This window comes from Candidatus Viridilinea mediisalina (assembly GCF_002532535.1).
Classification (GTDB): Bacteria; Chloroflexota; Chloroflexia; order Chloroflexales; family Chloroflexaceae; genus Viridilinea; species Viridilinea mediisalina.
Genome location: NZ_NQWI01000012.1, coordinates 46,388 through 72,438, shown reverse-complemented (window position 1 = coordinate 72,438; position 26,051 = coordinate 46,388). Strand labels below are relative to the sequence as shown.

23 protein-coding genes and 1 tRNA gene are annotated in these 26,051 nt (G+C 57.8%); 14 read left to right on the top strand and 10 right to left on the bottom strand.

The window, feature by feature from the left end; translation table 11 throughout:
* The first annotated feature begins 204 nt into the window (after window positions 1–204).
* On the top strand, window positions 205–3,489 hold the full coding sequence (locus CJ255_RS04485) for a DUF5684 domain-containing protein (protein WP_165774563.1): 3,285 nt from the start codon (window positions 205–207) through the stop codon (window positions 3,487–3,489).
* Window positions 3,490–3,577: 88 nt separating this feature from the next.
* Here the strand turns inward: CJ255_RS04485 and CJ255_RS04480 are convergent, their stop codons facing one another.
* A complete protein-coding gene (locus CJ255_RS04480; protein ID WP_097642890.1) occupies window positions 3,578–3,964 on the bottom strand; it encodes a hypothetical protein in 387 nt (128 codons plus the stop codon).
* Between the two features lie 303 nt (window positions 3,965–4,267).
* Between CJ255_RS04480 and asd the strand changes: the two genes are divergently transcribed.
* The 6 genes from asd to tatC all read left to right on the top strand — a co-directional run bounded on the left by asd (window position 4,268) and on the right by tatC (window position 11,084).
* Window positions 4,268–5,311 (top strand): aspartate-semialdehyde dehydrogenase, encoded by a 1,044-nt coding sequence (gene asd, locus CJ255_RS04475; protein WP_245863190.1) that lies wholly within the window; start codon window positions 4,268–4,270, stop codon window positions 5,309–5,311.
* A 237-nt stretch (window positions 5,312–5,548) separates the two neighbouring features.
* Window positions 5,549–6,601: a hypothetical protein gene (locus CJ255_RS04470; protein ID WP_097642889.1), complete on the top strand. Its 1,053-nt coding sequence runs from the start codon at window positions 5,549–5,551 to the stop codon at window positions 6,599–6,601.
* Between the two features lie 223 nt (window positions 6,602–6,824).
* Window positions 6,825–7,646 carry a pyrroline-5-carboxylate reductase gene (gene proC, locus CJ255_RS04465; RefSeq protein ID WP_245863188.1) on the top strand — a complete coding sequence of 274 codons (822 nt, stop codon included), beginning with the start codon at window positions 6,825–6,827 and terminating at the stop codon, window positions 7,644–7,646.
* Window positions 7,647–7,746: 100 nt separating this feature from the next.
* Window positions 7,747–9,240: a B12-binding domain-containing radical SAM protein gene (locus tag CJ255_RS04460; protein WP_245863186.1), complete on the top strand. Its 1,494-nt coding sequence runs from the start codon at window positions 7,747–7,749 to the stop codon at window positions 9,238–9,240.
* Window positions 9,241–9,363: 123 nt separating this feature from the next.
* On the top strand, window positions 9,364–10,314 hold the full coding sequence (locus CJ255_RS04455; RefSeq protein ID WP_097642888.1) for a twin-arginine translocase TatA/TatE family subunit: 951 nt from the start codon (window positions 9,364–9,366) through the stop codon (window positions 10,312–10,314).
* Window positions 10,311–11,084 carry a twin-arginine translocase subunit TatC gene (tatC, locus tag CJ255_RS04450; protein WP_245863185.1) on the top strand — a complete coding sequence of 258 codons (774 nt, stop codon included), beginning with the start codon at window positions 10,311–10,313 and terminating at the stop codon, window positions 11,082–11,084. Before CJ255_RS04455 ends, tatC begins: the two co-directional genes overlap by 4 nt.
* 47 nt (window positions 11,085–11,131) lie before the next feature.
* Here tatC and crcB (CJ255_RS04445) read toward each other — a convergent pair whose 3' ends face one another.
* From crcB (CJ255_RS04445) to CJ255_RS04425, 5 genes are all read right to left on the bottom strand, one after another.
* Complete coding sequence (gene crcB, locus CJ255_RS04445; RefSeq protein ID WP_097642886.1) at window positions 11,132–11,503, bottom strand: fluoride efflux transporter CrcB; 372 nt, start codon at window positions 11,501–11,503, stop codon at window positions 11,132–11,134.
* On the bottom strand, window positions 11,500–11,895 hold the full coding sequence (crcB, locus tag CJ255_RS04440) for a fluoride efflux transporter CrcB (protein WP_097642885.1): 396 nt from the start codon (window positions 11,893–11,895) through the stop codon (window positions 11,500–11,502). Before crcB (CJ255_RS04440) ends, crcB (CJ255_RS04445) begins: the two co-directional genes overlap by 4 nt.
* Window positions 11,892–12,494: a hypothetical protein gene (locus CJ255_RS04435; RefSeq protein ID WP_097642884.1), complete on the bottom strand. Its 603-nt coding sequence runs from the start codon at window positions 12,492–12,494 to the stop codon at window positions 11,892–11,894. Before CJ255_RS04435 ends, crcB (CJ255_RS04440) begins: the two co-directional genes overlap by 4 nt.
* A 73-nt stretch (window positions 12,495–12,567) precedes the next feature.
* Window positions 12,568–13,776, bottom strand: a complete 1,209-nt coding sequence (locus tag CJ255_RS04430; RefSeq protein ID WP_097642883.1) for a DNA double-strand break repair nuclease NurA — start codon at window positions 13,774–13,776, stop codon at window positions 12,568–12,570.
* 87 nt (window positions 13,777–13,863) lie between these two features.
* Window positions 13,864–14,739, bottom strand: coding sequence for an alpha/beta hydrolase (locus CJ255_RS04425; protein ID WP_097642882.1), 876 nt, complete (start codon window positions 14,737–14,739; stop codon window positions 13,864–13,866).
* Between the two features lie 5 nt (window positions 14,740–14,744).
* Here CJ255_RS04425 and CJ255_RS22475 point away from each other — a divergent pair, with 5 nt between their 5' ends.
* The 5 genes from CJ255_RS22475 to chrA all read left to right on the top strand — a co-directional run bounded on the left by CJ255_RS22475 (window position 14,745) and on the right by chrA (window position 20,793).
* Window positions 14,745–15,014, top strand: coding sequence for a hypothetical protein (locus CJ255_RS22475; protein WP_124681811.1), 270 nt, complete (start codon window positions 14,745–14,747; stop codon window positions 15,012–15,014).
* 174 nt (window positions 15,015–15,188) lie between these two features.
* Window positions 15,189–17,336, top strand: a complete 2,148-nt coding sequence (glgP, locus tag CJ255_RS04420; RefSeq protein WP_097642881.1) for an alpha-glucan family phosphorylase — start codon at window positions 15,189–15,191, stop codon at window positions 17,334–17,336.
* 111 nt (window positions 17,337–17,447) lie between these two features.
* Entirely contained in the window at window positions 17,448–18,602 is a 1,155-nt protein-coding gene (locus CJ255_RS04415) for a site-2 protease family protein (protein ID WP_097642880.1), read from the top strand.
* Entirely contained in the window at window positions 18,599–19,426 is an 828-nt protein-coding gene (locus CJ255_RS04410) for an endonuclease III domain-containing protein (protein WP_097642879.1), read from the top strand. Before CJ255_RS04415 ends, CJ255_RS04410 begins: the two co-directional genes overlap by 4 nt.
* A 164-nt stretch (window positions 19,427–19,590) precedes the next feature.
* Complete coding sequence (gene chrA / locus CJ255_RS04405; RefSeq protein ID WP_097642878.1) at window positions 19,591–20,793, top strand: chromate efflux transporter; 1,203 nt, start codon at window positions 19,591–19,593, stop codon at window positions 20,791–20,793.
* 271 nt (window positions 20,794–21,064) lie between these two features.
* Here the strand turns inward: chrA and ychF are convergent, their stop codons facing one another.
* The 3 genes from ychF to CJ255_RS04390 all read right to left on the bottom strand — a co-directional run bounded on the left by ychF (window position 21,065) and on the right by CJ255_RS04390 (window position 22,805).
* Window positions 21,065–22,147, bottom strand: a complete 1,083-nt coding sequence (gene ychF, locus CJ255_RS04400; RefSeq protein ID WP_097642877.1) for a redox-regulated ATPase YchF — start codon at window positions 22,145–22,147, stop codon at window positions 21,065–21,067.
* A gap of 155 nt (window positions 22,148–22,302) precedes the next feature.
* Window positions 22,303–22,533 carry a transposase gene (locus CJ255_RS04395; RefSeq protein ID WP_097642876.1) on the bottom strand — a complete coding sequence of 77 codons (231 nt, stop codon included), beginning with the start codon at window positions 22,531–22,533 and terminating at the stop codon, window positions 22,303–22,305.
* Window positions 22,534–22,568: 35 nt separating this feature from the next.
* The gene (locus CJ255_RS04390) at window positions 22,569–22,805 is read right to left on the bottom strand and encodes a hypothetical protein (RefSeq protein ID WP_097642875.1); all 237 of its coding nucleotides are present in this window, start codon (window positions 22,803–22,805) and stop codon (window positions 22,569–22,571) included.
* 124 nt (window positions 22,806–22,929) lie between these two features.
* Between CJ255_RS04390 and CJ255_RS04385 the strand changes: the two genes are divergently transcribed.
* The gene (locus tag CJ255_RS04385; protein WP_097642874.1) at window positions 22,930–23,172 is read left to right on the top strand and encodes a hypothetical protein; all 243 of its coding nucleotides are present in this window, start codon (window positions 22,930–22,932) and stop codon (window positions 23,170–23,172) included.
* Between the two features lie 161 nt (window positions 23,173–23,333).
* On the opposite strand, the gene CJ255_RS04380 is transcribed toward CJ255_RS04385, so the two are convergent.
* A tRNA-Thr gene (locus CJ255_RS04380) sits at window positions 23,334–23,409 on the bottom strand.
* 215 nt (window positions 23,410–23,624) lie between these two features.
* Here CJ255_RS04380 and lon point away from each other — a divergent pair.
* Window positions 23,625–26,048: an endopeptidase La gene (lon, locus tag CJ255_RS04375; RefSeq protein WP_245863183.1), complete on the top strand. Its 2,424-nt coding sequence runs from the start codon at window positions 23,625–23,627 to the stop codon at window positions 26,046–26,048.
* Window positions 26,049–26,051 lie beyond the last annotated feature (3 nt).

Sequence of the window (26,051 nt, the reverse complement as noted above, 5' to 3'; positions counted from 1 at the left end):
GAGGCTGTCTGAAAAGTCTATGGTTTGGCGTTGGAGTGCCGGCTTTAGCCGGCTAAAGCCGGCACTCCAGCGTGTGCTCCCCGGCTTTTCAGACAGCTTCTAACAGCAGGGAACTTTTTTGCGTGTTGTGCGTACATGGTAGCATAGTACCAGCGTTGAGCATGCACATAAACCAAACACATGAACGAAAAACAGGAGGAGATTATGCATTTTGTACTCACTCAGGCCCAGCAAACGAATGATCTAGGCGGTGGTTTGATACTGCTTATCTTTATGCTCTTCTTCTTTTTCCTGTTTGTGCTCATACCACTAGCCGCGACCTGGCAAATCTTTGTGAAGGCTGGTGCGCCAGGATGGGCGGCGCTCATTCCCATCTACAACGTGGTAGTCGCGCTGAAGATCGTCAAGCGCCCAGCATGGTGGGTGGTTCTCTTTTTCATTCCCGTCATCAACTTCTTCATGCCCCTCTGGCTACTCTATGAGCTAGGCAGAGTCTTTGGCAAGGGGCTTGGTTTCAGTATCGGTCTGATCCTGTTGCCACCAATCTTTCTTGCGCTCCTTGCCTTTGGCCCATCCCGGTATCTTGAGGCCGACGATACGGGCTTCAATGGAGCGCAGGCGGTCAGTGACATCCCAGTTGGGCCTGAGCAGCCAAGCCAAAACCTCAAGCTTGGTTCGCCCCTCGAGATTGGGGGCGTTGTGCTCACATCGTTGTTGATCTTGGCTTTGCTTGGATTTATCCTGGGGCAAAGTATGTCGTCTCGGCAGGCCAGCAGGGGCGCAGAGGCAACCGAAGCCACTGAAGAGGCCGTTGCTGCATTGTCTGTAGATGAGGCAAGACCTACGCCTGAACCTGTTGTGCCTTTGTTCCAAGAGGCTAGGATGCCAGAGGTATTGCCGGTGCTTGAGGCAGGCACATATGCAACATGTATGCTTGACCAAGACGGGCAACTCTCCTGCTGGGGTGATCACGACCCGGTACCACATGACCTTGGTATGGTCAGTCAGGTTAGCCTCAGCATTGGAGGAGAGCATATGTGTGCGCTAACGGCGTGGGGCGAGCTGCACTGTTGGGGCAACAACGAGCATGGCCAGACGAACGTGCCGGAAGGACTCGGCGCGGTGGTGCAGGTCAGTGTTGGTGGGCATCACACTTGTGCTTTGAGGGATGATGGCGGGCTACATTGTTGGGGCAATAACATGGATGGCCGGGTGGAGGTGCCGGAAGAACTCGGTGCAGCCATTCAGATCAGTGCTGGTGCGTTCCATACCTGTGTATTGATGGATAGCGGGGAGGTGGCCTGCTGGGGTTCCAACTGGCATGACCGAACAAACGTACCAGACGATCTCGGTGTGGTCACTCAGATCAGCGCCGGTGGGCAACATACCTGTGCGCTCACAGAGGCCGGGGCGTTGCGCTGCTGGGGCTACAACGAGCATGGCCAAACGAACGTGCCAGATGATCTCGGTGTGGTCACTCAGGTCAGCGCCGGCGGTGACCACACCTGTGCGTTAAGCGAGGACGGTGGGCTGCACTGTTGGGGCAACAATATGTTTGGCCAGATGGACGTACCGGAAGAACTCGGTGCAGTCAGTCAGATCAGTGCTGGTGGTGCTCAAACATGTGCCTTGAGCGAGAACGATGCTGCGCATTGCTGGGGTAGTGACGAGTTTGGCCAAAGTAGTGTGCCTCAGGCAGATCTTGCGCTCGTCGATCAGGCCCATGCCGATGAGGAACATGCCTGTACGCAGAGCGGAAACGCTGATGGAGCTTGCCTTGATCAGCCTGAGACCGCTGTCGTGCATGACCTTGATGCGGAGGGACATGGTAGCCAAATTAGTGTAGGTTTTGCATACACCTGTGCTGTTGCGAAGGGAGGAACGCTGTATTGTTGGGGTGCCAACGAGTATGGTCAGACAGATGTGCCGGACGATCTCGGTGTGGTTACTCAGATCAGCGTCGGCGGGTCGCATACCTGTGCGCTCACAGAGGCCGGAGCGTTGCGCTGCTGGGGCGACAACGAGTATGGTCAGACAGACGTGCCGGAAGGACTTGGCACGGTGGTGCAGGTTAGCGCTGGTGGGGAATACACGTGTGCGATCACAGGGGATGGAACACTGCACTGCTGGGGGAGAAACGAGCAGGGCGAGACGGATGTACCAACTGATCTAGGCGCGGTGGTGCATGTCAGCGTTGGCGGGTTGCACACCTGTGCGATTACGGAAGATGAGGCGCTCCACTGCTGGGGGTGGAATACGGATTTGGATGGCAACGTTACTGGTCAAACAGATGTACCTAGCTCTCTCGGCGCGGTCAGGCAGGTCAGTGCCGGTCTATTTCACACCTGTGCTGTAACAACCAATGGATTACTCCATTGTTGGGGAGACAACATGGTTGGCCAGATAAGCGTGCCGAGTGATCTCAGCGCGATCAGCCAAGTCATTGCTGGTATGGTTCACACCTGCGCGTTGACTGTGGACGGGATGTTGCGTTGTTGGGGGGATGAGAGTGACCTAAGTGAAGTACCAAATGATCTCGGTGCGGTGGCGCAGGTCAGCATCGGCTCCTTTCACTCCTGTGCGCTGACGATGGATGAGACACTGCATTGCTGGGGGAGCAACATGTTCGGTGAGACGAACGTGCCAGATGATCTCGGTGTGATCACTCAGGTCAGCACTGACACAAAACACACCTGTGCCCTGAGGGGTGATGGGACACTGCATTGCTGGGGGAGCAACATGTTCGGTGAGACGGACATGCCGGAAGGACTCGGCACGGTGGTGCAGATCAGCGTTGGTTTGGAGCATACCTGTGCCCTGAGGGATGATGGGGCGCTGCGCTGCTGGGGCGACAACGCGTACGGCCAGACGGACGTGCCGGACGATCTCGGCACGGTGGTGCAGGTCAGCGCCGGTTGGGAGCATACCTGTGCCCTGAGGGATGATGGGGCGCTACGCTGTTGGGGCAATAGCATGGATGGCCGGACGGACGTGCCGGAAGAACTCGGTGCAATCAGTCAGATCAGTGCTGGTGCGTTTCACACCTGTGCGTTCATGGATAGCGGGGATGTATCTTGTTGGGGCACCCACTGGGGGGGACGAACGGACGTGCCGGACGATCTCGGTGTCGTTACTCAGATCAGCGCCGGTTGGGAGCATACCTGTGCGCTGAACGAGGATGGGCTGCTGCACTGCTGGGGGCCCAACGCGAGTGGCCAGACGGACGTGCCGGAAGAGCTTGGTGCGATCACTCAGGTCAGCACTGGCGGAAAACATACCTGTGCGTTGAGCGAGGATGGGGCACTACACTGCTGGGGCGACAACGCGAGTGGCCAGACGAGCGTGCCAGAAGCTCTCGGCGCAGTCAGTCAGGTCAGCGCCGGTTGGGAGCATACCTGTGCGCTGAACGAGGAAGGGGCATTGTACTGTTGGGGCGACAATGAGTTTGGCCAAACCACCATCCCGCGTGATCCGTTAGCGCTCCGCTAAAGTGATGGACGAACATAGCCCCATGGATTAGGCTCTGGCGCAACTTGCGCCAGAGCCTAATCCATGGGGCTATCCATTCTCCCTGCCCTTACGCTACTAATGGCTCCCAAGGATCACTTGGTCGGTAGACTATTGCATGGCGCATGAGATTACGCAAGGTTTCATGCAGCGCATCACGGGTAAATGGATCATCATAGCCCGTAATCAGCCGATCAATCGCATCTTGGAACTCAAGCGTAGGGCCGTAACGATAGACCGAGTCGCCGTTCGCGGTGGCAGCTTGCAACATAATTCCGTCATGAGCAAGTTCATATAATGCCTGATTCACGCTCCAGATATCACGGCAAACACGGTCGGCAATAACCTGGGGCGTGGCCTCCATGCGCGGGTTCTCATGGAACATCAGGAGCAATTGTAGCTTTACGGGCGTATCTACGGCCTGCTCCAGCAGCTCTTTTACCAGAGGATCCACCATGATTGCCTCCTTGCACCGTGTGCGGTTCTTATCAGTCGTACCTTGAGTACGAACACGGGCTATTTACAGGTGTAAACAGCGTATACAAAACCGACTCCTGCTGCCGAGGGAGGAGTTACTTCAAGGGGAAAGCGGGCGCACCACGCCGATCTGCTCTCACAAGTTGAGCTTAGTATACACGAATAATCCGATTTGTGAAAGAGGTATTTTGCCAGATTTTTGACTTTTTGCGTTAGGCTTTCACAGTGCTGGTATAATGAAGCCGAAATGTTGCGCATATGGCGCATGGTGAAGGAGACATGTATGACAATTCGGGTCGCGGTGCTTGGTGCCACTGGTACCGTTGGTCAGCGCTTTATTCAACTGCTTGAGGATCATCCCTGGTTTGAGATTGCCGCTCTGGTGGGGAGTGAGCGTAGCGCCGGACGTACCTATGCTGAGGCGACCCGCTGGGTACTCGATACGCCGATGCCTCTTGCGGTGCGCTCGATGGAGATTTTGCCCGATACTGCCGACCTTGATACTCCGTTGGTCTTTTCGGCGTTGCCAAGTAAGACCGCTGGGGCGATTGAACAACGCTTGGCCCGCGCTGGCCATATTGTCTGCTCGAATGCCTCAGACCACCGCGCCGAGCCTGATGTGCCGCTGCTGATTCCTGAAGTGAATCCTGAGCATCTTGAGTTGCTTGCGGTGCAGCGGGCGAATCGTGGCTGGAGTGGGGCGATTGTTACGAATCCTAACTGTACGGCGACTGGCCCGACTATGGCGTTGCGCCCGCTCCATGATGCCTTCGCTGTTCGTAAGCTGCTGCTCGTGAGTATGCAAGCCCTCTCCGGCGCTGGCTACCCCGGGGTGCCTTCCTATGATGCGGTGGATAATGTGCTGCCCTATATTGGCAACGAGGAGCCAAAGGTCGAAACTGAACCGCAGAAGATGCTGGGCCAACTGCAGGATGGCCAGGTTGAACCTGCTGCCTTTACCATCTCGGCCCACTGCAACCGCGTGCCTGTCCTCGAAGGCCACCTCGTCTGCCTCTCGGTCGCCTTTGAACGCCCCACCAGCCTCGATGAAGTGGTGACTACCCTCCGCAACTTCCGCAGCTTGCCGCAAGAGTTGGGCCTGCCCAGCGCCCCCGCCGAGCCGATCATTGTTCGTGATGAACCCGATCGCCCTCAGACCCGCCGTGACCGCGATGCCGGTTTTGGCATGAGTACCACCGTTGGTCGCGTGCGCCCTTGCCCCATCCTCGACTATAAGTTTGTCTGTCTGAGCCACAATACTATCCGTGGGGCCGCAGGTGGCTCGTTGCTCAATGCGGAATTGATGCATGCCCAGGGTATTTTTTAGAGGCTGTCTGAAAAGCCCATAAACTGGCGTTGGAGTGCCGGCTTCAGCCGGCTAAAGCCGGCACTCCAACGCGTGCCCACTAGCTTTTCAGACAGCTTCTTAGGGAGGGCCAAGCCCTCCCTAATACCGACTACCCTTGAGCATGCCGCATTATCAACAACGCTAAAGCCCATTGGAACGCCATGTTCGGCAATCTACAATCTACAATCTACAATCTACAATCGTAAATGGAAGCCTATGGACTACAGCGCCACCATTTCTGATCTCACCGGCGACGTGGTACTCTACCGCGATCTGGAGCCGTGCGATGCTGCGTTGCCGCGCTTGGCTGCGTTGCGTGCGGCGCTGAATATGCCGCCAGGCCAGCCGCCGCGTAAGCGCGACCAGGCGTATGCCCGTGTGGCTCTCGCTGTTGCTCACGCTGCCCGGCGTCACGCTGGTGGCCCCCCCCTCGCTGCGCTGGCGGTGATTGGCGACACCGAGAATGATCGGCTGCTTGCGACCCATCTGGCTGCTCTTGGTGAGTTGCCTACCTATGGCTTTATTGGCGAAGATCGGCCCGTTGCAGCCGAACATATGGTTTGGCACGAGCAGATTGCTACCGCCACGCGCTGGCACCTGATCCACGCGTGGGCCACGATCCTTGAATCGCGTGGGGTGGATTGGGCCCGTACCGCTCTGCTCATTGATCTTGATAAGACCCTCCTGGGCCCACGCGGGCGCTCCGATGGGGCCATTGATGATGCACGGGCCGAGGGGGCGTTGGTGATCGCCCATACCATCTACCCGGAGTTGGACGTGCCCGCCTTTCGCCGCGACTACGCCGAACTCTGCCGCTCCGAGTGGCATTCCTATACCCTCGATAACCAAGATTATGTGGTCGCCACGGCTCTCTTTGCCGCCGCTGGTGCCATCAAGCTTGAACACCTGCAGGATGCCATGACCCACGGGCCTACCCCTACCTTCGCGCAGCAACTGAGCGCCAGTGCCAGTCAGATACCAGCGGGGCTGGCACCACTCCATGCCGAATTGTTTGCCCGTGTCGCCCAATCTGACCCAACCCCCTTCAAGGCTTTTCGTCGCGCCGAACTGACCGCTACGCTTGAACGTATGGCCGATGGACGGCTGACCCTCTGTAGCGACATCTACCACTTGGCTCAGCGGCTCAAAGCCCAAGGTGCCCTCTGCCTCGCGGCCTCCGACAAGCCTGCCGAGTCGGCCATTCCCTCCGCCGAGCAACAGGCCATTGGTATGCTGCCATTGCACCGTATGCCAGCAAAGATTGGGTGACGGGGCTTCGACAGGCTCAGCCAACTCGCTGGCTGAGCCTGTCGAAGCCACCGCGACGTTGGCTTCGACAGGCTCAGCCAACGTCGCGGCCCAGAACTTTTTCGTGCTAACAATTCATTTCGTGCGTGTTGGCGGCGAAGCCACCAACACGCACAAAAAAAACTGTTCAACGCTCACTGGTATACGGTACATCCTAACTCGTCACTCGTCACTCATAACTGATATGATGCTCCACAACCTTACCATCTCCGTGATCGGCCCAGGGGCTATGGGCGAAGCTATTGTCGGTGGCTTGTTGCGCCAAGCATTGGTGGGGGCTGATCAGCTTCTGGTGAGCCACCCGCGTGAAGAGCGGCGCCGTGAGTTGGCTGCACGCTATGGGGTGCAGACCAGCCACGATAATGTTGCTGCGGCCCATTGGGGGCGCGTGGTGATCTTTGCGGTGAAGCCGCAACAACTTGGCCGCGTCCTCGATCCGCTGCGCGGAACCCTGCGCGACGATGATCTCGCTATCTCAGTGATTGCCGGGGCTAAAATCTATGACTTTGCCCATGCGCTAGAGCATCCCGCAGTGGTGCGGAGTATGCCCAATACCCCCGCAACCATTGGAGAGGGCATGACCGTTTGGACCGCTGCGGCTGAGGTGAGCGAACAGCAGCGGGGTTGGGCCCGCACGATCCTGGGCAGTCTGGGCCATGAACTCTACGTAGATAGCGAAAACTACCTCGATATGGCTACGGCCATCAATGGCACCGGCCCGGCCTATGTCTTTTTGATGATGGAAGCCATGATTGATGCCGGAGTGCATTTGGGCCTCTCACGACGCATCAGCGAAGAGTTGGTACTTCAGACCATGCTTGGTTCGGTGCGCTATGCCCAGCAGAGCAGTGCCCACCCGGCCCAGTTGCGTAACGGCGTCACATCGCCTGGCGGCACCACCTCTGCGGCCCTCAGCGAGCTTGAACGCGGCGGCATGCGAACCGTTCTCGCCGATGCCATCTGGGCGGCCTATCGCCGCTCGGTTGAACTTGGTAAAGCGAGGTAGCTTTTACGTAACCATATACCAATAGTTATGAACTGTACATCTATACCAAAGGCTGTTATAATGATTCTCGTCTGTCAGTCTAAACTGGAGGAGAACAACTGTGAGCCAAGTCGCCACTGAGGGTATCATTCCCCTCGCCCCCATGGCAACCCTGCGCCCGCCTGAGACGATCAGACCGCTCCGTATTCTGCTCATCACCCCTAAAGGTCATAAAGAAGAAGATAGCAGCCAGAAGGCGCTCTTCCTCATGGGTGTCGGTGTGTTGGTGAGCATTACCCCACCGCAACACCACATTGAGTTGGCCGATGAGCTGTTTGGCGATCCGATTGACTACGCGGGTCGTTACGATCTGGTAGGCATTACCACACGCACGATGAATGTGATGCGGGCCTATGCCATTGCCGATGAGTTTCGCCGCCGTGGCACCAAGGTGGTCTTGGGCGGGGTTCACGTCTCGTTCAACTACGATGAGGCAATTGCCCACGCCGATACGGTTGTCTGTGGTGAGGCTGAACACCTCTGGGCCCAGTTGCTCCAAGATTTGGCAGATGGCCAGTTGGCACCGCGCTACGATTCCAAAGATTTTCCGCCTGTCAATGAGGTACCTCCGCTCGATTATGCGCGCATCTTTGCCGCCAGTCGGCGCGATAAGGTGGACGCCCGCAAGTCAATTCCTATCTTTATGACCCGTGGCTGCCCCTATACCTGCGCCTTCTGTGTGACGCCAAACTTTACCGGGCGGCTCTATCGCATCCAATCGCCTGAGACGATTCGCGCCCAGATCGCTGAAGCCAAACGGGTCTTTTTCAAAGAGACAAAGTATGGCAAGACCCCCTGGTTCATGTTTACCGATGAAAACCTGGGGGTGAATAAGCAGCGCACATGGGAGATTCTCGAAATCTTGGCTGAGTGTGACATCAAGTTTAGTAGCTTCATCAGCATCAATTTCCTTGAAGATGAGAAGACGGTTGATCTGCTCGTAAAGGCTGGCTGTCTGATGGCCCTCGTCGGCTTCGAGTCGGTCAATCAGAAGACGCTCCAGAGCTACAATAAGGGCCGCACCAATTCGGTGCAGCGCTACGCCGAGATTATTGATAACTGCCGTAAGGCTGGGCTCAATATCCAGGGCAACTTCCTCACCAACCCTGCCATGGATAGCTATGAGGATATGGCCGCCACCGAGCGTTTTGTGCGCGATAATAACTTGGTGATGCCGATCTATTCCATCATTACGCCCTATCCCGGTACCCAGCTCTATAAGGATTATAAAGAGCAGAACCTGATTGTGGACGAAGATTGGGATAAGTATACCGCCCATAACTTGGTGGTACGCTGTGATCGCTACGATCCGCTGGAGTATCAGTTGCGCTACCTGCAACACTTCTTGGGGATGTATGCGTGGCCCGCGATCTTCAATCGGGTGCGTAACAATAGCAATCGCTTGGTTAACCTTGTGACCAGCGTGCTCTTCCGTAAGAATCTGCAAGATCAGGTCGCCAGCGTGCAGAGCGGCAAGCGCCGTCCGGTGCAGCAGGGCCGCTACACCAGCCCTGCGCCAACCGAGAAGGCCGAACGGGAATTGGCGGCAGATTAAGAGAAGAACAGGGGAACAAAAGAACAGAGGAACAGAATGTTAGTTCTGTTCCTCTGTTCTTTTGTTCCTCTGTTCTTTTGCATGGTAAGATAGAACCAAACCCACGATGTGTGAAAGGTGACTATGGAGATCTTCAACATCCATCTGTTTGAGTTTCTCCTCATCGCGGGGCTGGCGCTGATCATTTTTGGCCCTGAGCGTTTGCCTGAGGTAGGCCGCTTTCTGGGGAAGCAATTGGCGCGCTTCTTGGCTTGGCAACAGCAATCGCCTGAAATCCAAGTCATCAATGAGGTGCGGGCTGAGCTTGATCGTGAGATCGCTAGTTTACGCGATGAGTTGGTGCGTACCCGCACGCAACTGGATGTTTCACAGGATGTCGAGACGTTACGTAAGGATCTGCGGGCGATGGTGCGCTTGCGTGATGATGATCTGACGGTTAAGCTCGCGGGCAATGGGACGCAGGCGGCTGAAACAAGCGCCACGGTGCCCGTCGCAACCGCTGCCCCGATTGCGCCCCCAGATAGCCTGAAGGCGCCGGCTTCAAAGGTGCAGCGTGGGCCTAAACCGCTGCCACCACACGCTGATGAAGCGCTGCAAGCACATGAGCCTGAAACAGAGCAAGCAGCCCTCACCGCCGAGCAGCCAGCAGAGCCCGCGCAGCAAGCAGCCCTCGCTGCCGAGCAGCCAGCAGAGCCCGCAGAGGGGCAAACTCCAGCGGCAACCGAGTATGCCCATGCTGAAGCAAAACCTGAAATTGTCCCCACCACCCCGCAAGGGACGGTGCCGACAGCCCGCCCAAGCCCGCTACGCCAGCAACAAGCCTCGGGGGTACGCAATACCATTGATGAGGATACATTTGAACTGCTCCAACGCGAGCAAGCGTTGCAACAACAGGTTCAAGCAGTTGAAGCCACAGAGCCCCGTGGTGCTGAATATCAACAATTGATGCAACAGGTAGCACTCATGCAAAACGATCTGCACAACCTGACGATGGCCTTGCAAGCGCGTGGTTTGCTCGAAGCGGATTGGCGTCAAGCTGGTGTCACCAATGATCAAGATCGGGTTGCCCAATGATGTCTGAGCAGTCGCGCAATGCCCCGCCCCCCCCATCCGACGAGGCGGCCTCGATGTCGCTGATTGACCACTTGGTTGAGCTCCGCCGCCGCCTCGTGCGCGCTAGCATTGGGGTGATCATCGGGATGGGCTTTGGCATCTTTCTGGTTATGGGGCCCTTTAAGCTGGTTGATCTGCTGATCACCACCTTTGCCCCCCTGACCGACCGCCCTCCGGTGCAGAGTGTTGGCACCACCGAGGAGTTTACGAGCTATATGACCGTGGCCCTTGCGATTGGGGTCGTCTTGGCCATGCCTGTGATCGTCTATCAACTCCTCGCCTTCATTGTGCCCGCGCTGACCCAGAGAGAACGCAGGATTATCTTCATCGCACTGCCCTTCGTGATCCTCTTCTTTTTGGCTGGCATCGCGTTTGGGTGGTTTATCACCGTGCCAACCGCAATCCGTTTTCTCGTTGGCTTTTCAGGCTCTGAGCTGATCGAAAGTCAACCTGCGCTCTCCAACTTTATCACGACGGTCACCGTCTTGCTGCTGATTAACGGCATCGTCTTTGAGTTGCCGGTCATTATCTATGTTCTTGCCTTCTTAGGAGTGGTCACCTCAAAGCAATTGGCGAGCTACCGCCGCTTTGCGATTGTAGGCGTCACCATTGTGGCCGCCTTCATCACTCCGACGGGCGATCCGATCAACCTGGCGCTCTTGGCCATTCCCATGTACTTCCTCTACGAACTGGGCATCATTCTGGCGCGCTTTGTGCCCAAGCGAGATTGAGCGTGAGAGAGAGGAAAGAGACGTAGAGGGTTGTACCACTTCCTCCTTCATCCTTGCACCAGCACCACCCCAAGCCAAGCGCAGCCGATCCCTAGCAGGGGTTGGCCGATGAGGTTGCCCACTGCGGCGTAGCGTCGCCCCTGCTGCCAGAGCTGGGTGGTCTCGAACATGAAGGATGAGAAGGTGGTGTAGGTAGCGCAGAAGCCAAGGCCAAAGAGCATCTGGAGCGCATCAAGGGGCCAGTCGCTCTGGTGGGTGGCTAATCCGACCAGCATGCCCAGCAGGATGCTTCCGCTCAGGTTGATGATGAGGGTGCCTAGAGGAAAGCTGGTGGCGCTGCGGCTCTGGATGAAGCTCACGGCATGGTAGCGGCAGAGGGCGCCGCAGACGGCCCCCAGGGTGAGGAGCAGCCAATTCATGGTGTTTTGCTCTGGAGTAGGAGGTGGGCAAGCTGGATGCCCACGAGCGCAGCCAGTAGTCCCCCACTGAGCGAGAGGATAAAGTAGGCTGCCGCACTGGCAAGGGCTCCGCCTGCAGCAAGCTGCACCAACTCAACACTCACCGTCGAGAAGGTGGTCAACCCGCCTAAGCAACCCACTGAGACGAAGCGTTGCAGTTCGCGGGGCAGGTTGGGGCGGCTGAGGAAGATGGTCTGGAAGAGGCCAATCAGCAGGCAGCCCATGATATTAGCGGCGAGGGTGCCATAGGGCAAGCTCGTAAGGTTGAAGGGGCCCGCCAAACTCGTGAACGCATAGCGCACGGTGGCCCCAATGATTGCGCCAATGGCAACAGCAAGGGAATCGCGGTTCATACCGGGCGAATACGGCGTAACAGCGCAGCCAAGCGGTCGTAGTCATCTTTGAGCAGACCCGCAAGTTCACGCCCAGCGCGGACTAGGTAGTCGCGCCCGGCGGGGCGCACCCGGGCGGCGCTGCGGATATAGGCCGCGAGTAGTTCGTCGTTGGGCACTTGGCTGGCAAAGAGGATACTGCGGAAGCAGGCATAATCTTCGCTGAAGTGAACCAGTTCATCGGCGGAGCATTGGTAGACCGAGTAGTGGACGGGGGGCGGGTGGGGCGGCAGGTAGTGGTAGAGCGCCGTTTGTTCAAGGAAGCCTACGGTGAGCGCGGAGAACTCGGTTTGCAACACTTCGGCAAGATCGGGATTCTCGAAGTAGATCTGGTCATCGAACAGCTCACGCCCACTATAGGTACGCCCGCGCACCACTGCGCGCCCGCCTGGCTCTTTGCTGCCGGTGCGGATCTCATAGACCAAGCCATAGACCGCGAGCTGGGCATCGCGGGTCGCGGCGCGCACGAGCGCACCAAAGGGGGGCGCACTGTGCAGTTCATAGGCTCCGGCGGTGAAGCGGGTGGTATTCGACTCGATCACCTCAGCGATACGTTGCATATATACCAGTGATGAGTGAGAAGTGGCGAGTGACAACGAGGATAGAGCAGACACCAATGAATGTTGGTACGCTCTACCCCCGGCTAAACTCTTTACTCTCACGCTTGGCCGAGACGCCGCCGGGGGCTTCGGCGCGGTAGAGGCTGCTCTCGATCAGCCGCTGGAAGGCGCGCCGGTCGGCACTCCGCACAATGGCCTGCTCATGGGCACGCGCCAAGGCAACGGGGTAGCCGCCCCCACGGGCGCACTGATCGTACACCAAGGTATGAACTTGGTCAACAAACTGGGCTTGCTGGGCCACCCATTGGGGCATTTCGACACGGCAGAGTTCACGCCCAACGCGCATATGGAAGAAGTGAATCTGGTGCGGGCCATAACGCTCCACGTTGATGCGGCTCATCGAGAGCAGGATCGGGCCGCGTTGCCCATCGCGCAAGCGTTCACCCATAATATCGCTATCAACCAGACCCTGACACGGCTGACACGAAGGCGTTCGCCCGGCACGCTGGTCGCTACAACGATCACAACGGGCCCCACGCCCAGCCGCCACATCCACATCGGGGCAGAGCATCAGGCGGATGCTGCCGACCAATTCGGGCGAACGGGGGCGGCTGATGTAGGAGGCGACTGGAATTTGGCGTTGGCGCATCTGTTCAAGGTAGTCGAGGTATTGGGACATGAAATGATCCTGCACGACGCGCTCGGCCCCGGCGAGCGTCCAACGCACAAGTGTACCGTCTTGTAGGGCCACAGCGGGCAAGCTACCATCGAGGTGTTCAGCGGCCAACGCGGCCAGGGCCAGCCCTTCGTCAACATCCCGGCGCGCACTGAGGTAATTGCCTTCAATCGGGATACGCCGCGCCCCATCGTGCAGATAGAGATCCTCATCGTGGTAGCAGAGGGTTGGCTGCGAGGTGAGGCGGGCCGTAGGGGCTTGGCCATAGCGCAAAAAGACCTGGCCGATATTGATCACATAGCAGGGAATCGCGCCGTGGCGGTCGAGTTCAATCTGCGAACCATCGGTAGCTACGAGGCTATAGGCTGGCGGCAGGGGCGGCAGATCAACCACCGTATCCAGAGGCTCAACTGGACGGGCCAGCAGCCACGCTGCCGTCTCACGGCTCAGATCAACCGCCTGGGCCCAATGGGCTTCGGCACCAACCTCTGTGAGCATCCGCTCACGCATTGCGGCAGCGCGGGCCGCACTACTGGCCGCATCAGCGGCTGCCGTATGGCTCATCTGGCGCACTTGACGCCCAAGGGCGGTAAGATCGAGACCCATGTAGGGATTCCACAAAGCAAGCATAAGAACGTACATGCAGCTTACAGTACAGATGTTTTTTTGTCAAATACAGGAAACTCCTGTCGCTCACGCCCCCATGAGTTCAAGCAGTTTTGGATAGACCAGATCAATCTGCTGCAACTCCTGGTGCGGATCAATCAGATCATGGATAACCTGCTGTTCAATGGGGAAGCAATAGTCGCGCACTGGGGCGGCCTGGGCGCGCCAGCGGGCAATGAGGCGCTCAATGGGGGGCATGGTCACAGCTTCATCAAAGGCATTGGCTACCACCACTAGATCGCGGGCGCGGTGGGGCGCATAGCGAGCCGCAGCAAGCACCTCCAGCCCCAGTTGAGCCACAATCCCAAGGGCACGCGAGCCAAAGCGGGGGTAGGTGTGCTGCATCGTATGGCCCTGATCGAGCAACTCCGGATCCCACCAGACGAAGCGATTCGGCAAGATACTTGAGGTCAGGGCGATGAACGACGTAAGCCAAGGATGGATCTTGCTACTCCCCAAGACCGGCGAGATCAGCACCGCCTGATGAATATCGGAGCGATACTGTGCGGCATAGGCGGCCAGATTCGCCCCCGCCGAGAGGCCCAGCAGATCAACGCGCTCACCCAAACCATGAGCAATCTCAAGGCTCAGTGCGAACGACGCGAGCAACTCCGCCCGCGAGAACTGGGCCAGCGCCTCGCTCATGCGATCGGCCATACCGTGGTGCGGCATACGCGGCACATAGACAGTATGCCCACGGCTATGCAACTCCTCCGCAAAGCGCCGAAACTGATGGGGGCAATTGGTATAGCCATGCAGCAACAGCACACAACGTGCAGTACGCCGCCCATGGGTCAAGGCAAAGCTACCGCAGAGCGGATTGAGCGGCAACGCCGACTCACGATAGGCCCGATACTCCAAGTGAGCCAATGCGTTTGCGTAGGGGGAGGGAGAACGATTCACAAATAATGACCTCTAGAATTTGCTATAATAAATTCACCAATGCCAGCACAAAATTCAGCAAATGTGAACATGCTTGTTTCTATTCTTTACCAGAAACCGTGTACACCCTGCATTATACCTGTTCCATGCAGTGGCGTCAAGCGCGGATTTGCGGCTTCGCTGTCAAAGCGCAACAACTGACGGGGGGTTGGGGGCGGCAAAGCCGCCAACTCTTTTTGTTCGGTGTTGGCGGCTTTGCCGCCAACACCGAACAAAAAACGGGGTTTGGGGCGTAGCCCCAACCTCTCCCACCGGAACGGTGGGTGCCCCCAAACCAATTTAAGCTTCAACTATCCTAGACAGATGCCCATGCAACGGCTACAATGCAGGACGCGGGCTGCGTGGTGTGCGTGTGCCCATCCTGAAACCAAGCGCTTGGGCTTGGTCTCTTTTCAGAATGAGGAGTACCCATGATCCGGTTGGAACATGAAATTCTTTTCACTCCCATCCCCGAACGTATCGCCCGTCTGCGTGAGTTGGCCTACAATCTGTGGTGGACGTGGCATCCCGAGGCGCAGGAGCTCTATCGCCAGATTGATCCTGACCTCTGGGAGTTGGATTACCACAATCCGGTTGATTTCTTGCGTGATGTGCGTCAGCGTAAGTTGGACGCGGCAGCGGCTGATCCCGCCTACCTCAAGCGCTTCGATGCCGTGATGAAGGCGTTCGATAGCTATATGGGGGCTAAGAAGACCTGGTTTAGTAAGCACCATCCGAATGCGAAGGATGTGCAAATTGCGTACTTTAGTGCCGAATTTGGTCTCCATGAGTCGCTGCCGATCTATTCCGGTGGCTTGGGCATCCTTTCGGGCGACCATGTGAAGGAGGCGTCCGATATGGCCCTCCCCTTCGTCGCTGTGGGTTTTATCTATCCCCAAGGCTATTTCCGTCAGCGCCTTGACCATAGTGGCTGGCAGTTTGCTGAGTATAACAAGATTAATTTTGCTGATGTGCCCGCGATTCCCGCCCTTGATCCCGATGGTCACGAGGTGGTGGTTGAGGTTGAGTTGCCCGGGCGCACGATTTACGCCAAGGTCTATAAGTTCCGCGTCGGGCGCGTGGAGTTGCTGTTGATGGATACCGACATCCATCCCAATAGCCCCCAGGATCGTGAACTTTCGGCACGGCTCTATGGCGGCGACCAAGAGATGCGGATCTCTCAGGAGTTGGTTTTGGGCATTGGTGGCGTGCGTGCCCTGCGCCGCCTCGGCTTTACGCCGACGGTCTGGCATATGAATGAGGGCCATTCCGCCTTTTTGGTACTCGAACTCTGCCGTGAGTTGGTTGCTCAGGGCGTGAGCTTTGAAGATGCGCTGCAACAGATTAAGACCCAGTGTGTCTTTACGACCCATACGCCCGTTCCGGCGGGTAATGATGCCTTCCCGCTGCCGATGATCGAGAAGTTCTTCTGGAACTTCTGGCCCCAATTGGGCCTTACCCGCGATGAGTTTATGCAGATTGCGCTCCAAGAGCAGCAGTGGGGGCCGACGTTTGCGATGACGGCCCTGGCGCTGCGTGGCTCCGATTTCCACAATGGGGTGAGTAAGCTCCACGGCCATGTGGCGCGCGGGATGTGGCAGTGGCTCTACCCCGGCAAGAGCCAAGATGAGGTGCCGATTGCCTCGATTACCAATGGTGTCCATACCGCTACTTGGCTCGCCCCAGAATTGCGTGAGCTCTACAATGCCTATTTGGGCAAGACGTGGGAAGATAATCTGGACGATCCCAAGGTTTGGAAGAAGATCTATCAGATTCCCGATGAGGTGCTCTGGACGACGCGCCAGAAGTTGAAGTCCCAGCTTTTGGCTTTTGCGCGTGAACGTATTGCTGCGCACCACCGCCACTTGCATCAGCATGTGCCGACCGATCCGCTGCTCGAAGAGGGGATTCTGACGATTGGCTTTGCTCGTCGCTTTGCGACCTACAAGCGGGCTACGCTGCTCTTTAAGGATATTGAGCGCCTTAAGTATCTGATCAACCGCCCCGGCAAGCCGATCCAGTTTATCTTTGCGGGTAAAGCCCACCCCAAGGACGATCCAGGCAAGCACTTTATCCAGGATGTCTACCAGTTGGCGCGCCAGCCCGGCCTCGCAGGGCGCATCGTCTTCCTTGAGGAGTACGATATGGCCGTGGGGCGGGCGATGACCCAAGGGGTTGATGTGTGGCTCAATAATCCGCGCCGTCCCTATGAGGCGAGTGGTACCAGTGGGATGAAGGCGAGCCTGAATGGTGCGCCCAATTGCTCCATTCTCGATGGCTGGTGGCCCGAAGCCTACAATGGGCAGAATGGCTGGGCGATTGGCGAAGAGCGTGAGTATAGCAATCAGGACGAGCAGGACTGGAATGATGCACAGTCGCTCTACTATCTCCTCGAACACGAGATCGCCAACCGCTTCTACGATGGACGCACCGATGCGGATGTTCCCACTGCCTGGATTCAGGTCTGCAAAGAGTCGATAGCGAGTGTCGCGCCTGCCTTTAGTATGCGGCGCATGCTTGCCGATTATGTGCGCGAGCTCTATATGCCTGCGGCGGGGCATGGTTCGGCGAAGGGGTAGGGGAACCATGTTCCCCTAAACCCTTTTTGTTCTTTCGTGTTGGCGGCGCAGCCGCCAACACGGAACAACAAGAATTCTTTCGGGGGAGGCTTCGCCGCCTCCAACCTCCATATGTTCCAACACACATTGACAATTGGGCGCATTGCAACGATCCCGATCCGGATCCACTGGAGTTGGGGGTTGGTCTTTGGGCTGTTGGTCGTAACCATGCAGCCGGTCTATGCGCTCTATGCATGTGGTACGCCTGATCCGTGTGGGCCGGGGGTGGGGTTGGCGGTGCTGATGGCGCTGCTGATTGGTGTGGCGATTGTCCTGCACGAGTTGGGCCATGCGCTGGTTGCGCTGCGACTGTTGGTGCCGGTGCATAGCATTACGCTCTTTGCTTTTGGGGGGGTGGCTGAGGTTGAACGTGATGCGCCGAGCCCCCAGGCTGAACTGGCGATTGCCATCGCTGGCCCGGCGGTAAGTCTACTTTTGGCGCTGGCTTCGGGGCTGATCTGGTGGAGCTATGGCGGTGTGGCGGCGGTGGCCCCTGTGGCGCTCTTGGCGGCCCATTTTGCGGTAGCCAATGGCATGATGGCGATCTTTAATCTGCTGCCCGGCTACCCAATGGATGGCGGTAGGGTGCTGCGGGCGGCGCTCTGGTTCTTGGGCAATGATGACTTGCTGGCCACCCGCAATGCTGCGCGGGTCGGACAGCTCTGTGGCTGGGGGTTGGCTCTGCTGGGCATCATCGTCGCCTTCGCTACCCACCAGCCCCTCACGGCCCTCTGGATGGGCTTGATTGGCCTCTTTCTGCATCGTACCGCCAGTATGAGCCACCGCCAGAGTCGGCTCCAATTGGCCCTCCGCGGTGTCTCGGTCGGCGACCTCATGCAGCGCCATGTGCGTACTGTGAGCCGTGAACTGAGCATTGAGCAATTTGTCGCACGCTACATGCTTGGTCAGGCGGAGTTGGGCTTTGCGGTGGTTGAAACAGCCCCTGATGCGCCCCAACCGCGCCTGTTGGGGATGTTGACGATCAACGATCTGCGCCGCTTTAAGACCAATCAGTGGACGATGTGTCTTGTTGGTGAGGCGATGACGCCCCGCAGTCAAGTCTTGACGCTTACCCCCACGATGGCGGCGTTTGATGTGCTGACCGAGTTGAGTTCTGCTCCCGCTGGCATGCTGCCGGTGACTGAGGGGGATGTGTTGGTGGGTATGCTGTGCCGTCGTGATGTGGCGGTCTTTGTGCAGGTGCAATTGACGCGGAGTAGCGCATGAGCTTGCTCACGATCTACGACCGGCTCCATGCCCACTTTGGCCCTATGATCGGCCCGCAAGCCTATCGGCCATGGTGGCCCATCTTTGGCCCTGATGCTCCCTTTGAGATGCTGGTTGCTGCGGTGTTGGTGCAGCAGACCCGTTGGGAGTTGGTGGAACGGGTGGTCTTGCGCCTGCTGGCTACGGACATGCTACAACCTGCGGTCTTAGCCCAAGCGCACGAGCAATCTTTGGGTGATCTGCTGCGCCCAGTTGCCTTCTACCGCCAAAAAGCCTCCGGCCTGATCGCCATTGCAAGCTACATCCAGCAGCACTACGCTGGTAGTACCGCAACACTGCTGGCCCAACCAACTGAACCCCTGCGCCAAGAGTTGCTTGCGCTACCGCGCATTGGCTACGAGACCTGCGATGTTACGCTGCTCTACGCTGGGCAGCATGCCATCTTTGTGATTGATGAGTATACGCGGCGCCTGTTTGAGCGGGTGTTCCAAGGGCAGGAGTCAGAACCTCAGGGCCAGAAGGCTACAGGCAAGAGTGTTTGGCGTCAGCCATATGAAAAACTGCGCGCGCGGGTTGAGGTTGCTCTGCGGATCGAACAGCAGCAGCATGGCCCCACCGTCCACATGGAGCAACAGACCCTCTTCGCCGATTTTCATGCCCAGATCAATGAAGTGTGTGTGCGCTACTGCCTGAGTCGCCCGCGCTGTGATGGCCCTCCTGCACGCCGCGTCTATAGTCGCCAAGAGGGCCGCGATCACTACCATGGGCGTATGGATGCGTGCCCCCTGCGGGCAATGTGTGCCTGGAGCAACTCTCAGGCTTAGAGTGTTTGAAGAGATACAGAGAATTTTACCACAGAGACACAGAGAACACAGAGAAGTTTGTGATACTCTCTCCACTACAACCTCTGTGCTCTCGGTGCCTCTGTGGTGAAATCCTCTGTATCTCTTCTCGTTGACGTTTTGAACCCCTTGTTCAACATCGAGGCATGATGAGTGAGCAACCTGCCCCCCAAGGCACACCCCTAGAGGTTTTGGCCGTCTTTACGCGCTTAGGCTTCACCTCGTTTGGTGGGCCTGTAGCCCATGTGGGTTATTTTCGGGAGGAGTTGGTCGAGCGGCGGCGCTGGTTGGATGAGGCGAATTTCGCCGATCTGGTGGCGCTCTGCCAGTTTTTACCCGGGCCTGCCAGTAGCCAGATTGGGATTGCGTTGGGCACCGCACGGGCCGGGTTGCTCGGCGGGTTCATGGCCTGGATCGGCTTCACCATGCCCTCGGCGCTATTGATGCTCAGTTTTGCCCTTGGCCTCATGGCCCTGGGTGGCGATGGCACAGCGGGTTGGTTGCAGGGCTTCAAGGTGGTGGCGGTGGCGGTTGTCACCCAAGCGCTCTGGGGCATGGCCAAGAACCTTACGCCCGACGCGCTACGCGGCACCCTAGCGATTAGCGCTGCGGTTTTGCTGCTGCTCTGGCCCGCTGCCTGGATGCAGATCGTTGTGCTGTTGCTGGGCGGGTTTGCGGGCTGGCTCTGGTTGAAGGATGGCCCCCAGGCAACCCAAGCCTCCACCTTGGCCATCCATGTACCTGCGCCACTCTCGTGGGCGAGTGGTCTGCTGCTGCTGCTCGGTTTAGGGGCGTTGCCCCTGCTTGTGGCCGTGAGCAACAACCACGGTCTGGCGCTCTTTGACGCCTTCTTCCGCGCTGGCTCGCTTGTCTTTGGCGGCGGGCATGTGGTACTGCCACTGCTTGAGCAATACGTGGTTGCGCCGGGTTGGGTGATCCGCCCCGAGTTCATTGCGGGCTACGGGGCGGCCCAGGCCATGCCGGGGCCAATGCTCAGCTTTGCGGCCTACTTGGGGGCCATGAGTGGCCCGGCCCCCAACGGGCTGCTGGGCGCAAGCATTGCGCTGCTTGGCATCTTCTTGCCCTCATTCCTGCTCATCTGGGCCAGTCTGCCCCTTTGGGCGCGCCTCCGCAGCGCCCCCAGTGCCCAAGCGGTGCTCCGCGGCATCAATGCCGCCGTCGTCGGCATCCTACTGGCCGCCCTCTACGATCCAGTCATGACCAGCGCCATTCACAGCACCTTCGATGTCGCCTTGGCGCTCAGCGCCTTTGCGGCCCTACATCTATGGCGCGTGCCGGCATGGGCTCTGGTGCTTGTGGCCGCCGCCGGGGGGCTGCTCTTTGGATGAGAGAGGGCGCAGAGGACACAGAGAATTTCACCACAGAGGCACCGAGGGCACAGAGGATTTTGTTAGCACGAAGAAGCCCTGGGCTCGTAGGGATGCGTCGCGTTGGCTGAGCTTGTCGAAGCCACTGCGACGTTGGCTTCGACAGGCTCAGCCAACGTCGCGGCCCAGAACTTTTTCGTGCTAACAGGATTTTTAGTTGGGCTACCACCCTCAAACCCTCTGTGTCCTCGGTGCCTCTGTGGTTCAAACCCTCTGTGCCCTCTCCAAAACCTCACACATTAAACAAAAAGTGGCAAATATCCCCATCCTGCACAATGTAGGTCTTGCCCTCCATGCGTACCGTGCCCTGCTTCTTGGCCTCGGCCATCGCACCGGCCTTGACCAGATCGGCATAGGGCACCACCTCGGCGCGGATGAAACCACGCTGGATGTCTGAGTGGATAGCCCCAGCGGCCTCGACGGCGGGCATACCACGGCGGATGGTCCAGGCGCGCACCTCATCGGGGCCAACGGTGAGGAAGCTGATCAGCCCCATGAGGTCATAGCTGCGCTGAATCACAAGGTCGCGCGCCGGGCTTGTGATGCCCAAATCATCCATAAAGCTCTGCGCGTCCTCATCGTCGAGTTGGGCCAATTCGGCCTCAATTTTGCCACAGAGCGGTACCACCGCACTCTGCGGGTAGGCGTACTCGAGCGTCGGAGGGGCAGCGATCTGCGCCTCACCAACATTGGGCACCAAGAGCAGCGGCTTGGCCGTGAGAAACTGGTAGCCACGGATCATGCGCTGCTCCTCATCGCTCAAGCCCAGCGCCCGGATCGGCGTCTCCGCCTCAAGGGCCGCCTGGAGGCGCACAAGCAACTCCTGCTCCGCGAGCCGCAACTCCTTCTCCTTGGCGGCCATTTTGGGAATCTCGGCACTGAGGCGGCTGAGACGCCGTTCAATGATTGCCAAATCGGAAAAGGCCAACTCCAGATCAACCGCCTGCACATCACGGCCCAGATCAAGCGAACCATCGGGGTGAGGCACCCCACTATCCTCAAAGGCGCGCACCACATGCAGCAGCGCATCGGCGGTACCGAGATAGTTGAGCAACGCCGGAGGCAAGCCGCCCCCCTGGCGGCCACCGCCACTCAGCCCCGCCACATCAATATACTGCACATCGGCGTGAACCGTCTTCTTCGGCTTAAAGATACCCGTCAACACCGCAAGGCGCTCGTCGGGCACCTTCACCGTAGCCAGATTTGGCTCCAACTGACCCGACGAATAGGCTGTGGTGGCAGCCGTGCCTCGGGTCAAGGCATTAAAGACCGTCGTCTTCCCGCTATTTGCCAATCCGATCAGCGCAATCTTCATAGTGACCTATCAGAGCGAGTCGGGCGAAGCCCTCAGCGCAACCCTCTTCCGTATCTGAAAAGCTACAGTATAGCGCGGGGGCGCAAGGGGCGCAAACAGAAAATATATTCATTGCCGCACAGGTGTCCTTCGCGGCTTCGCGGCTTTGCGCGAGCTTATTTGAAAGGTATTGGCTCTAGCTCACGCTCATGGGCGGTCTTCAACTCGGTGACCGAGTTCCGGCGCACGAACAGATCCGGCATTCCCGTCAGCGCAGCTTGCTTCCATTCCCGCAGCACCGTCGGAGCGACCCCGTGCTCAGATGCGAGCTGGGTGATGGACTTGGTCTCTTTTAGCAGCTCCAGCATGAACTGCGCCTTGAATGCAGATGTGTAAGACGTTTTCATAGACCTATGCTACGGAACCTTGGCCGGATGAGTGTCTAGATTCTTGGGTCCATCATAGGCAGCCCGCCCGCATAGATGACATCGGCCTCGACGACCGCCTTCGGCTTCTGGTAGCGTTTGCCATCGGGAACCTCGTGGGTCAGGCTCTTGGGCAACGAACGGGCGATGGTGTAGATCGTCTGGACTTTGTAGGCATCACTCGTAATCCGCAGCGTCGCGGTGCCCACGCGGGCCATATCGAGTGCCCCGCCGCGCACCGCATCGGCCCCCACAAGGAACGGCTGGCCGCAGCAGCGCCTTATTTGAAGCTAGGATGCACTATGCTACAATGAGAACGCCTTGGGACGCATCACGCGTAACCCTCGGCACATCTCGTATCTGAAGATGAGGGTAACTATGCAGACCATCACGGTTGAACTTGACCCAACAACCAGCGCACGCGCCCAACGTCTCGCCCATGCGCGAGGCACGACGATAACCGCACTCGTCCAGAGTCTCATCGTTCAACTCGACGCGAGCGACTCGGCGGTGGACAGCATTGGTGGGCTCTTTGCCGATGAACCGGCCCTCTTAGATCTTGTTGTCGCGCAAGCGCTTCATGATCGTGAGCAGCAGCCATTGCGAGCGGATCATGGCTAAAGTCCTCTTGGATACAGACATATTTTCAGAGATTCTCAAGGGCAAGGCATCCATACCCACACAACAGCAACGCCTACCACCAAGCCGTTGGTCAGAACCAACAACCCTGGCGGTAGGCGTTGCGCGTGCGTCAACCCCACCAACCCAACGGACGTTCACACTGGAGCCAATGGCCGGACTCGAACCGGCGACCGGCTGTTTACGAAACAGCTGCTCTACCTACTGAGCTACATTGGCGTAGGTGTACCATGCACGCCGGAATTATAGCCTAGCCCTACCTACATGTCAAGCACGACGCTCTCCTTTCTCCCATTGATTGCACAGTTTTCTGCATCTTGCCCTATCCGTTATAATGTTGCTGCCTATGCTATAATTATACGGCTAGGGAAATGGCCCCCTGTGGCTTTTTTATACTATAAAACAGGAGTTGTGGCGTTCCCATGGAGGTATCTGTGCAAGAAGAGACACCTGTTCTCTTCAATTTCCCATCGGCTGGAACCCCTGATTCACTGGGCGATCATTCCAGCGCCGAGCGTGATCTGATCGTGATGCCAGTGCCCGATACGGTTCTCTTTCCCCATATGCTTGCGCCGCTCTTTTTGGTGGATGAGGCCGCTATCGCTGCCGCTGAGTTGGCGTGGGCCGGTGAACGGGTGGTGCTTGCGATTACACGCCGTGAAGTTGCCCCTGGACGCTCTGCACTGGACGATCTCTATACCGTTGGGGTTGAAGCGACCCTCCAACGTTCGCGTAAGATGCCCGATGGAACCACCAGCGTGGTGCTTGAAGGCCAACGCCGAATGCGTGTCGTTGCGCCAATTGAAGATAGCCCCGCCCTGCGCGTGCGTGCGACCCCGCTCTATGGCGATGATGAACGTACCCTCGCCATTGAGGCGATGATGCGGGCCGTCCTGGCCCTCTTTGAAAAAGTTGTTCGCCTCTCGCGTACCCTCCCCGATGATGCCTATATTACTGCGCTCAATGTGGACGATCCCGGTGGGATTGCCGACCTCGTTGCTTCGACGCTGCCAATTAGCATCCCTAATCGTCAGCAGATTCTTGAGACCATTGATCCTGAAGAACGCCTCCATCGTGTCTCGACACTCCTGACCCAAGAACTTGATCTGCTTGAATTGGAAAATCGGATTCAATCACAAGTACAAAAAGAGGTAGATCGTAGCCAACGCGAATTCTTTCTGCGTGAACAACTCAAGGTTATTCAGCGTGAACTTGGTCAAGACGACCCGACACAACGTGATTTGGCCGCCCTGCGCGCCCGTGCAAAAGAGGCTCACCTGTCTGAACGCGCCCGCGCCCGCGCCGATGAGGAGATTGGTCGGCTTGAGACGATGCCTCCCATTACGCCTGAATATTCGGTTGTACGTACCTATGTTGATTGGATTATTAATTTGCCTTGGGATAAGGCGAGTGATGATGAGATTGATCTGCGCCACGCCGCCCATGTCCTTGATCAGAATCACTTTGGCCTGACCCGCATTAAAGACCGCATTCTTGAGTTTATTGCGGTGCGCCAGCTTGCCGGTCACCTCCAACGCGCCCCGATCCTCTGCTTCGTTGGGCCGCCTGGCGTTGGTAAGACCAGCCTGGGGCAGAGTATTGCCCAAGCGGTGGGGCGCCCCTTTGTACGCCTGAGCCTCGGGGGGGTGCGTGATGAGGCCGAGATTCGCGGCCATCGCCGTACCTATATTGGCGCAATGCCGGGCCGCATTATTCAACGCATGAAAGATGCCGGTACGGTTGATCCCGTCTTTATGCTTGATGAAGTTGATAAACTGAGCGCCGATTTTCGTGGTGATCCCGCCCACGCCCTGCTTGAGGTGCTTGATCCTGAACAGAATCATACCTTCTCTGATCACTACCTCGATCTTCCTTTTGATCTCTCCAAGATTTTTTTCATTACTACTGCTAACTATCTTGATGATATCCCCGAGCCACTGCTCGATCGCATGGAGGTAATTACGCTTCCTGGCTATACCGAGGACGAAAAGCTCCAGATTGCACGCCGCTTCCTGGTGCCACGCCAACAGCGTGCCTCTGGCCTCGCTGAACATCCCCTGCGCTTTAGTAACACCACGCTTACGACGATTATTCGTGGCTATACGTATGAAGCGGGGGTGCGGAACCTTGAACGCGAGATTGGCTCGATCTGCCGCAAAACTGCCCGTCGCATCGCCGAGGGTCGCACATATCCCCGCGTCATTATGCCGCGCATTGTTGAACGGCTGCTTGGGCCACCACGCCACGAAATAAAGGCCGCCGACCGCGAAGATCAAGTTGGCGTTGCTACGGGTATGGTCTATACCGGCGCTGGCGGTGATATTATGGCCGTCGAAATTTCGCTGATGGAGGGCAAAGGTCAATTGACCCTCACAGGTCAACTTGGTGAAGTGATGCAGGAATCGGCCCAAGCGGCCCTCTCCTATACCCGTGCCAATGCGAATGCCTTGAACCTCGATGTTCGCCGCTTCGAAAAGACCGATATTCACGTCCATGTCCCCGAAGGCTCCACCCCCAAAGAAGGGCCCTCTGCCGGGATTACCATCGCTACCGCGCTGATTTCTGCCCTTACCGGGCGTACCGTGCGCCATAGTATTGCGATGAGTGGCGAGTTGACCCTGCGGGGCCATGTGTTGCCGGTCGGTGGGGTCAAAGAAAAGGTGCTTGGTGCCCTGCGTGGTGGGATCAATGAGCTTATTCTGCCCCAAAAGAATCAACGTGACCTGCTCGAGATTCCCAAAGCGATCCGTGCGCGTCTGAAGATTCACTTTGTGAGTAATCTCACCCAAGTGCTTGATCTTGTCTTGGGGCCTGTCCCGCCCAATCCACCTAAACGAGCAGTCATTGCGAAAAAGTGAGGG